A 3,725-nucleotide genomic window follows, 5' to 3' on the forward strand; every position below is an offset into this window, starting at 1 on the left:
CTGATCGGTGGTCGCCGCCGGAAGTGGTTCGGGGCATTCGGGCGCGGCCTTCGCGCAGCGGGAAATGGTGTGGTCGGTCACCTTCAGCGCGCCGTCGAGGGCGCGGGCGATGGCGTCGGCGACCAGCGGCCGCACCTCGTCGACCGTCACCTCGCGGCCGAGTTCGCGGCTCAGCGTGGTGACGCCGGCATCGCGAATTCCGCACGGCACGATGGCATCGAAGGCGTCGAGGCTGGAATTGCAGTTCAGCGAGATGCCGTGCAGCGTGACCCCGCGCTGGACGCGCACGCCGATGGCCGCGACCTTCCGCTCGGGCAGGAACTCGCTCGCGGGCACCCACACGCCCGAACGGCCTTCCACCCGGCCGGTTTCCAGCCCGAGCTGCGCGCAGACTGTGATGAGGGCTTCCTCCAGGCGGCGCACATAGGCGACCACATCGACCGGTTCGGCCAGTCGCACAATGGGATAGCCGACCAGTTGCCCGGGACCGTGCCAGGTGATCTTCCCGCCGCGGTCGACCTCGATGACCGGGCTGCCGTCCATGGGCAGGTCCTGCGGCTCGGTGCGGCGGCCGGCGGTGTAGACGAAGGGGTGTTCCAGCAGGAGCAGGCGATCCTGCCCGATGCCATCGGCGCGTTCGGCGGCGATCGACCGCTGCAGTTCCCAGGCTTGCTGGTAATCGATGAGGCCCAGATTCTCGACGGCGAGGGGTGTGCCGTCGAAGCGGGCCGAGACCGCACTGGGTAACGGTGCGGTGGCCGTACTCTCACTCACGATGGCGACGTTACCCCTTCGTCGACGACGCGTTGCATCAGCGTCAAGTCCATCCAGCGCCCGAATTTGTGCCCGACTTCCGGCATCTGACCGACGATGGTGAAGCCGAATTTCTCGTGCAGCGCGATCGACGTGCGGTTACTCGACTCGATCGCCGCGATCATGGTGTGCACGCCGCCCCGGCTCGCCCGTACCAGCAGCTCGCGCATGAGCGCCGTGGCCACTCCGCGCCGCTGGAATATATCTGACACGTACACCGAGTTCTCGACGGCGAACCGGTAGCCGGACTTCGGCCGGAACTGCCCGTAGCTGGCGTACCCCGCGACCTTGCCGTCGATCTCGGCCACCAGCACCGGATGCCCGGCTCCGGTCCGCGCCGCGAACCAGGCCTTCCGCTCGTCCAGGTCGGCGAGTTCGGTATCCCAGATGGCGGTGGTCTCGGCGATGGCGTTGTTGTGGATCACCAGGATCTCGGGGAGATCGCTCTCGCGCGCATCCCGCACCAGCAGGTCGGACGGATGATTGGTCACGTTCCACACGGTATCGACGGGCCCGCTGTGACGTGCGCCGCGCCCACCGCAACCGGCCGGATCAGCCGGACTGGCCGAGCGTCGCGGACAGTGCCGCGCCGATGGTGGGGTGCTGGAAGGGGTATCCGGCGGCCTCGAGCGCGGTGGGAATCGCCCTGGGGCCGTGCAGGATTGCCTCTTCGGCGAACTCGCCCACGGCCAGCCGCAGCGCGAACGCGGGCACCATCAGGGGCGTCGGCCGGTGCATGACGCGGCCCAGCGCGCGGGTGAACTCCGCATTGGTGACCGGTGCGGGACCGACCATATTGACCGGGCCGGAAAGGATTTCGTGGGTGAGCGCGTAGATGATCGCGCCGACCTCGTCGTCCAGGGAGATCCATGGGACGTACTGGCGGCCGCTGCCCAGCCGCCCGCCGAGGCCGAGAAAGTAGAGGGGATACAGCATTCCGAGCATGCCGCCGTGCCGGGCCAGCACCACCGCCGAGCGCAGCAGCACCGTGCGCACGCCGGCGTCGGCGGCCTGTTCGGTGGCGGCCTCCCAGTCGGCGCACAGGCCGGCCAGGAAACCCTTTCCGGCAGGGGAACTCTCGGTGACGACGCGGTCGCCGGGATCGCCGCCGTAGTAGTGCACGCCGCTGGCATTGACCAGCGTCGGCACTCCCGCGGCGGCGACCGCGGCGGCCAGCACGTCGGTGGGGACGATGCGGCTGTCGCGCAGCTCCTGCTTGTAGCTGCCGGTCCAGCGCCGCTGCCCGATACCCGCGCCGCAGAGGTTCACCACGGCGTCGGCGCCGCGCAGCGCACGTTCGTCCAGATTGGAACGGACGGGGTCCCAGGTGAATTCGTCGCGGGCGTGCACGGGACGGCGCACGAGGCGGATGACCTCGTGCCCGTCGCGGCGCAGAGCCGCGACGAGTGCCGTCCCGATCAGCCCGGACGAACCGGCGATCACGACTTTCATCCGATCAATCCTGCCGCCCGTATCCGGCATTAGAGCCCGAGGTCACCCTCGAACGCGGCCTCTTCCAGCCGGTGCTTGACGGTGGTCAGGAAGCGACCCGCGTCGGCGCCGTCGATGAGGCGGTGATCGTAGGTGAGCGGCAGGTAGGCCATCGAGCGGATGCCGATGAATTCGCTGCCGTCGTCGCTGATCACCATGGGGCGCTTGACGATCGCGCCGGTGCCCAGCATGGCGGCCTGCGGCGGCAGCAGGATCGGGGTGTCGAACAGGGCGCCCTGGGAACCGATATTGGTGATGGTGAAGGTGCCGTTGGCCAGCTCGTCCGGCTTCAGGCCACCGGTGCGCGCACGGTTGGCGATATCGGCGATGGCACGAGCGAGTCCGGCCAGCGACAGATCGTTGGCGTTGTGGATGACCGGCGAGAGCAGGCCCTGCTCGGTGTCGACCGCGATACCCAGGTTGACCACCGAGTGGTAGGTGATCTCCTTGGTGTCGGAGTTGTAGGACGCGTTCACGTTCGGGTGCACGGCCAGCGCCTCGATGACAGCCTTGGCGTAGAACGGCAGGAACGTGATGTTCACGCCCTCACGCTGCTTGAACGCGGCCTTGGCGCGGTTGCGCAGGGACGCGATCTTGGTCATGTCCACCTCGTGCACCTGGGTGAGCTGCGCGGTGGTCTGCAGCGACTCCAGGGTCTTGGTCGCGGTGATCTGCCGGATGCGGCTGGCCTTCTGGACCGTGCCGGTCAGGTGCGACAGCGACGGACGCGGCGCGGGCGCGGCAGCAGCCGGGGCGACCCGAGCAGCGGCGGCGGGCGCGGCAGCGGCGGGGGCCGGAGCCTTTTTGGACTCCGCGGCGGCGAGCACATCCTGCTTGCGGATGCGGCCACCGACACCGGAACCGGTGAGGGTCGCGAGGTCAACGTTGTTCTCCGCGGCCAGCTTTCGCACCAACGGGGTCACGTAGGGGCCGCCGTTGGTGGAGGGCTCCTCGGCCGGGGTGGCCGCGGCCGGAACCGGAGCGGGAGCCGGAGCCGGAGCAGGGGCGGGGGCCGGAGCCGCAGCGGCCGGAGCCGGAGCGGGGGCGGGAGTCGGAGCGGGCGCGGGGGCCGGAGCGGGTGCGGGGGCCGGAGCGGGTGCGGGGGCCGGAGCGGGTGCGGCCGCAGCAACGCCGCTGCCGATAACGCCCAGCTGACCGCCGACGGCGATCACGTCGTCCTCCTGCGCGGAGATCTCCAGCAGGGTGCCGGCGACCGGCGACGGGATCTCGGTGTCGACCTTGTCGGTGGAGACCTCGAGCAGCGGCTCGTCCACGGCGACCTGGTCGCCGACCTGCTTCAGCCAGCGGGTGACGGTGCCCTCGGTGACGGACTCACCGAGCTCCGGCATCTTGACCGGGGTGCCGGAGGCGGCAGCGGCCGGGGCGGGCGCGGCGGGAGCCGGCGCTGGAGCGGCGGCGAC

Annotated in this window: 4 protein-coding genes; all 4 read right to left on the reverse strand. The window is 70.3% G+C overall.

Going from position 1 to position 3,725, the window contains the following annotated elements; genetic code table 11:
• The coding region (lipB, locus tag ACFXN1_RS51440; protein WP_379464162.1) for a lipoyl(octanoyl) transferase LipB at window positions 1–774 on the reverse strand (774 nt) is incomplete at its 3' end.
• Window positions 771–1,283 (reverse strand): GNAT family N-acetyltransferase, encoded by a 513-nt coding sequence (locus tag ACFXN1_RS51445; RefSeq protein ID WP_379446162.1) that lies wholly within the window; start codon window positions 1,281–1,283, stop codon window positions 771–773. The genes ACFXN1_RS51445 and lipB, both read right to left, overlap by 4 nt.
• An 82-nt stretch (window positions 1,284–1,365) precedes the next feature.
• On the reverse strand, window positions 1,366–2,265 hold the full coding sequence (locus tag ACFXN1_RS51450) for a TIGR01777 family oxidoreductase (RefSeq protein WP_379446158.1): 900 nt from the start codon (window positions 2,263–2,265) through the stop codon (window positions 1,366–1,368).
• Between the two features lie 29 nt (window positions 2,266–2,294).
• A partial coding sequence (gene sucB / locus ACFXN1_RS51455) for a 2-oxoglutarate dehydrogenase, E2 component, dihydrolipoamide succinyltransferase (protein WP_379464164.1) occupies window positions 2,295–3,725 on the reverse strand: 1,431 nt, incomplete at its 5' end.

The sequence above is a fragment of the Nocardia sp. NPDC059154 genome (assembly GCF_042755705.1).
GTDB lineage: Bacteria > Actinomycetota > Actinomycetes > Mycobacteriales > Mycobacteriaceae > Nocardia.

Excerpts from the sequence above, each read along its gene's own strand:
- ACFXN1_RS51450 (WP_379446158.1), bottom strand. The coding sequence starts at position 2,265 with ATGAAAGTCGTGATCGCCGGTTCGTCCGGGCTGATCGGGACGGCACTC.